Annotated in this window: 1 protein-coding gene; it reads right to left on the bottom strand. The window is 72.7% G+C overall.

The genetic code is table 11. The features are described 5' to 3' along the window. The coding region (locus ACP7CD_RS18345; RefSeq protein WP_426120827.1) for a pyruvate carboxylase at positions 1-3,365 on the bottom strand (3,365 nt) is incomplete at its 3' end.

Below are 3,365 nucleotides of genomic sequence, written 5' to 3'. Positions count from 1 at the left end.
GTGGGGGCGGTGATGGAGGCCTCCATCTTCATGGCCTCGATGGTGGCCACCTGGCCGCCCGCCTCCACGGTGTCGCCCTCGGCCACCGTCACGGTCACCGCCCCGGCGAACGGGGCGGCCACGTGGCCGCGGTCCGTGGGGTCGGCCTTCTCGGTCTCGGGCACCGAGGAGGTGATCGAGGTGTCGCGGACCTCGATCATCCGGGGCTGGCCGTTGAGGGTGAGCATCACGGTGCGCATGCCCTTGTCGTCCGGCTCCGAGATGGCCTGCAGGGTCACCAGCAGCCGCACCCCCTTGCCGAGGGAGATCACGTGCTCCCGGTCGGAGGTCAGCCCGTAGAGGAAGTCCCGGGTGTGCAGCAGCGCCAGCTCGCCGTACTTCGCCCGGCTGGCCTCGTAGTCCCGCGTCGGGCCGGCGAACAGCAGCCGGTTCAGCGTGGCACGGCGGGTGGCCGGGTCCCCGGCCAGGGCCTGGGAGTCCTCCGGGGCCAGCTCCGTGATCCCGACACGCACGTTGCGGCCCTCCAGGGCCTTGGAGCGGAACGGTTCGGGCCACCCGCCGGGAGGCGTGCCGAGCTCCCCGGCGAGGAAGCTGATCACCGAGTCGGGGATGTCGAACTTCTGCGGGTTCGCCTCGAACTCGGCCGGGTCCACGCCCATGCCCACCAGCTGCAGGGCGAGGTCGCCCACGACCTTGGACGAGGGAGTGACCTTGACCAGCCTGCCGAGCATGGCGTTGGCGGCGGTGTACATGTCCTCGATCGCCTCGAACCGCTCCCCCAGTCCCAGCGCGATGGCCTGCTGGCGCAGGTTCGACAGCTGCCCGCCGGGGATCTCGTGCCGGTACACGCGCCCGGTCGGGGCGGTGAGCCCGGACTCGAACGGGGCGTACATCCGGCGGATGACCTCCCAGTAGGGCTCCAGGGCGGTCGCGGCCTCCAGGGGGATGCCGGTGTCCCGGTCCGTGTGGGCCAGGGCGGCGATCAGCGCCGAGGCGGGCACCTGGGAGGTCGTGCCGGCCATCGAGGCCTCGGCCACGTCCACCGCGTCCACGCCCGCGTCGATCGCGGCCATCAGCGTGGCGAGCTGCCCGCCGGCGGTGTCGTGGGTGTGCAGGTGCACGGGCAGGTCGAAGCGCTCCCGCAGGGCGGTCACCAGCTTCGCCGCCGCCGCGGGGCGCAGGAGCCCCGCCATGTCCTTGATCGCCAGCACGTGGGCCCCGGCGTCGACGCACTGCTGGGCGAGCTCGAGGTAGTAGTCCAGGGTGTAGAGGTCCTCGGCCGGGTCCAGCAGGTCCCCGGTGTAGCACAGGGCGACCTCGGCGACCGCGGTGCCCGTCCTGCGCACGGCCTCGATGGCCGGGGCCATCTGCTCCACGTCGTTGAGGGCGTCGAAGATCCGGAAGATGTCCACCCCGGTGGCCGCGGCCTCGGCCACGAACGCGTCCGTCACCTCGGTCGGGTACGGGGTGTAGCCCACGGTGTTGCGCCCGCGCAGCAGCATCTGGATCGGGATGTTCGGCATCGCCTCCCGCAGCAGCCGCAGCCGCTCCCACGGGTCCTCGCCGAGGAAGCGCAGCGCGACGTCGTAGGTCGCCCCGCCCCAGGCCTCCACGGACAGCAGCTGCGGCAGCGTGTGGGCGTAGGCCGGGGCCGCGGCCAGCAGGTCCCGGGTGCGCACCCGGGTGGCCAGCAGCGACTGGTGGGCGTCCCGGAACGTCGTCGAGGTCACCGCCACCGCCTGCTGCTCCCGCAGGGCCCGGGCGAACCCCTCGGGGCCGAGCTCGACGAGCCGCTGCCGCCACCCCGGCGGCGGGGTGTGCTCGGAGGGTCCGTCGAAGGGCGAGCGGAACGGCTCGTCCTGCTTGTCGCCCGGGTAGTGGGGCAGCTTGGTGCGCGGGTCGATGCCCTCCACCCGCTCCCCGTTGGGCTGGTTCACCGTGACCTCGGCCAGCCAGGTCAGCGCCTTGGTGGCCCGGTCCCCGGAGGTGCGGGCCTCGAGCAGCTCGGGGCGGCGCTCGATGAAGTCGGTGGCCACGTTGCCGGCGAGGAACTCCGGGTCGGCCAGCACGGCCTGCAGGAACTGGATGTTGGTGGACACCCCGCGGATCCGGAACTCGGCCAGGGCACGCTGGGACCGGTGCACGGCGGTGGCGTAGTCCCGGCCCCGGCAGGTGAGCTTCACCAGCATCGAGTCGAAGTGCGGGGAGATCTCCGCCCCGGCGTAGACCGTGCCCCCGTCCAGGCGCACCCCCGCGCCGCCGGCGGAGCGGTAGGCGGAGATCTTCCCGACGTCGGGGCGGAACCCGTTGGCCGGGTCCTCGGTGGTGATCCGGCACTGCAGGGCGGCCCCGCGCACGGCCAGCTCGTCCTGGGCGATGCCCAGGTCCGCCAGGGTCTCCCCGGAGGCGATGCGCAGCTGCGACTGGACGAGGTCGACGTCGGTGATCTCCTCGGTCACCGTGTGCTCCACCTGGATGCGCGGGTTCATCTCGATGAACACGTGCTGACCCGCCCGCTCCCCGGCCGTGTCCACCAGGAACTCCACGGTGCCGGCGTTGACGTAGCCGAGCTCCTTCGCGAACTTCACCGCGTCCCGGTGCAGGGCCTGGCGGATCCCCTCGTCGAGGTTCGGCGCCGGGGCGATCTCCACGACCTTCTGGTGCCGGCGCTGCAGGGAGCAGTCGCGCTCGAACAGGTGCACCATCCCGCCCTCGTTGTCGGCGAGGATCTGCACCTCGATGTGGCGGGGCCGGAGCACGGCCTGCTCCAGGAACACGGTGGGGTCGCCGAAGGCGGTGTCGGCCTCGCGCATCGCGGCGGCCAGCGCCTCGGGCAGCGCCTCGGGGGTCTCCACCCGGCGCATGCCGCGGCCCCCGCCGCCGGCCACGGCCTTCACGAAGATGGGGAACCCGATGCCCTCCGCCTGCGCCAGCAGCTCCTCGGGGTCCGCCGAGGGCTCCGTGGAGGCCAGCGTCGGGATCCCCGCCCGCTTCGCCGCCTTCAGCGCCGCGACCTTGTTGCCGGCCAGCTCCAGGATCTCGGCCCGCGGGCCGACGAAGGTGATGCCCTCGCGCGCGGCGGCACGGGCCAGGTCCGGGTTCTCCGAGAGGAACCCGTAGCCGGGGTAGATCGCGTCCGCCCCGGACTCCTTGGCCACCCGGACGATCTCCTCGACGTCGAGATAGGCCCGCACGGGGTGGCCCTCCTCCCCGATCCGGTACGCCTCGTCGGCCTTCTGCCGGTGGATCGAGTTGCGGTCCTCGTACGGGAACACCGCCACCGTCTTGGCGCCCAGCTCGTAGGCGGCACGGAAAGCACGGATCGCGATCTCGCCGCGATTGGCCACCAGGATCTTGGAGAACAT

This window comes from Kocuria sp. LHG3120, assembly GCF_049897445.1.
GTDB lineage: Bacteria > Actinomycetota > Actinomycetes > Actinomycetales > Micrococcaceae > Kocuria > Kocuria rosea.
The sequence above is the reverse complement of the archived record's forward strand: the minus strand, read 5'-3'. Positions and strand labels throughout refer to the sequence as shown.